Source organism: Flavobacterium sp. (genome assembly GCF_049240005.1).
GTDB lineage: Bacteria > Bacteroidota > Bacteroidia > Flavobacteriales > Flavobacteriaceae > Flavobacterium.
In genome coordinates this window covers 1-2,168 of sequence record NZ_JBMLTK010000021.1, presented here as the reverse complement: position 1 = coordinate 2,168, position 2,168 = coordinate 1, and the positions used below count along the sequence as shown (strand labels likewise).

The following is a 2,168-nucleotide window of genomic DNA, read 5'->3' as shown; positions in this document are numbered from 1 at the left end:
AGAAGAATAATGATCTCCGCTGCCACAAACTGCCCGATATTCATTTGCATGTTCATAACCAAATATCCGCCCACCAACAACAAACCTGCCGTGATAATGATTTTAAAAACAATAAGTTGGCTGTACTGCGATTGAATAACTTTAAAGTGTTTCTCGCGATACATGAGATACTCATCGGTGAGTTTATCGTTTTTTTCCATCGCAAAGCAAAAGTGCTGGTACTTCTTGAAACTATGGTTGTTTCGGGCAATTTCTTGCAACCAACCAGCAACTTTATACTTGTATTTCGATTCGTACATCGATGTGTTTAAACCACGCTTATACGAAAACTTAAAAATTAAATAAAGTAGCAAAGACAGTAAAATACCAAACAATAAAAAGTAAGGATGGTACAACGAAAGCAAAATCATACCAAAGGTAATCTGCAAAATGGCTGCCGAAAAGTCGAGCAACAGTTTTGAAATACCTTTCTGAATGGCTAACGTATCAAAAAAGCGGTTAGCTAACTCCGGTGGGTAAATTTTATATATTTCAGTGAACTTGATTTTTGGCAAGCGCGCCGCAAATTCGAACGACGAACGAATAAAGATCTTTTGCTGCAAATTCTCGGTAATACGCAATTGCATTAGCGACATGAGGCCGCCCAAAGCCACACCAATCACCACAATAATGATTAACACAACCAGCGAAGCGCTCACGCGACCCGATTGTAAAAAATTGATGATGCTCTGAATACCGAGCGGCAAAGAAAGCGAAATCAGACCGGCAATTATGGCATACGCAAAAATCTGAATCACGTCTTTGCGATCCAATTCGAGCATGCTGTATAATCTTTTTAAAGGCGTCATATTAATTCTGTATAGTATTAGTGATTAGATGGGTGTAAAATTCGGAAACCGACTTTCCGCTGTCTATGCTCGAAAGTGATTCGAGGTGTTCACTCAAAAAGTGTTGGTGAAGCGCACCCGAAATTACCGTCGAAACCAAGCTTTCTGCAAACGGATAAGTCGGATTAATTTCCTTGATGATCGAAACAATACGGGCATTTAACCGCTTGTAAATCAAAAAGAAACCTTCCTTATTTTCCTGATCCACTTCTTTGGTATGCATTACTTTTGAAAATTCGGCTATAATAATCCGACTCAAAATAGCCTCGTTAATGTGTGCGGTATCGGTGTCGTCGAGAACTTTTTCAGTCACAATTTCAACAGCTATCTTAAGTCGCACACACGGATCCTCGATATTGTTGGTGGCAAATACCAAACGATACTCTAAATACGACCAATACCAGCTTGCCAAATAGAGCAGCAATTTATGTTTATTTTCGAAGTAACGATATACCGAACTCTCGTTAGATTTAATTCGCTCGCCTAACTTCTTAAACGTAAAGTTCTCAAAACCAATTTCATCAATAAGCAAAATACTTTCGCGAATGAGGTTCTTCCCCAATTCCGAAGTCTCCGGATCTTTGACAAACGTTTTTTGATGTACCTGCAATCGGATATTTGATATAAGCTCTCGCATTCTCAAATTATTTAGCGCAAAATTAATAGTATTACTATCGATTTATCATAGTTTAACTTTTATTTATCGTTTTTTTTGGCGTTCCGGCGGGTCGTTCCTCCGGCGCCGTCGGGCTATTCGCTGCAATTCAAACGCGCTGTTTTGGCTTTTGCAGCACAAGTTTCGGCTTCTGAGGTCGCCGGCACATCTGCGCAAAAGCAGCAAACAACTTGTTTTCATTTCCGCTGCTATCCCTAACGCAAACTTGGATCTCGTGTAAAAATGCGACTTTAACAAGCCTTTTACAAAAATCGGTTAACGGTTACACGTGTTTGTAGAAAAAAAACTATTTAATAGTTAAATTTTGGTATTGTTATTTTCATTTATAGTGAGAAATTTGTTCAAACACAAAATCAAAATATCATGAACACCAACAACGACAGTGGAAAGGAAATTACTTTAGAAGAAGCTTGCCAATATACCCATGCTTTTCAATCTGCAAACCCGCAAGCAATTTTTTCATACCTTGTGAGTACAAATAATTTAAATAAGATTCTGGAGCAAAAAGATTGTTCAGGAATACGAATTTACAATGGGTACGATGTCACAAACCAAAAAAGCAATATTGTTTTAGTTGGGGTAGATGAAAACGGAAATGATATGAC

3 protein-coding genes are annotated in these 2,168 nt (G+C 38.2%); 1 reads left to right on the top strand and 2 read right to left on the bottom strand.

Annotation, left to right across the window (positions count from 1 at the left end; genetic code table 11):
* On the bottom strand, positions 1-848 hold an 848-nt coding region (locus ACOVQQ_RS01720), incomplete at its 3' end, for an ABC transporter transmembrane domain-containing protein (RefSeq protein ID WP_421816664.1).
* A 1-nt stretch (position 849) separates the two neighbouring features.
* Positions 850-1,524 (bottom strand): TetR/AcrR family transcriptional regulator, encoded by a 675-nt coding sequence (locus ACOVQQ_RS01715; protein WP_421816663.1) that lies wholly within the window; start codon positions 1,522-1,524, stop codon positions 850-852.
* A gap of 402 nt (positions 1,525-1,926) precedes the next feature.
* Here ACOVQQ_RS01715 and ACOVQQ_RS01710 point away from each other — a divergent pair.
* Positions 1,927-2,168, top strand: a 242-nt coding sequence (locus tag ACOVQQ_RS01710) for a hypothetical protein (RefSeq protein ID WP_421816662.1), incomplete at its 3' end; no start/stop codon positions are given.

Bases quoted from the DNA above. Each gene is read 5' to 3' on its own strand.
- ACOVQQ_RS01715 (WP_421816663.1), bottom strand. From the start codon at position 1,524: ATGCGAGAGCTTATATCAAATATCCGATTGCAGGTACATCAAAAAACG.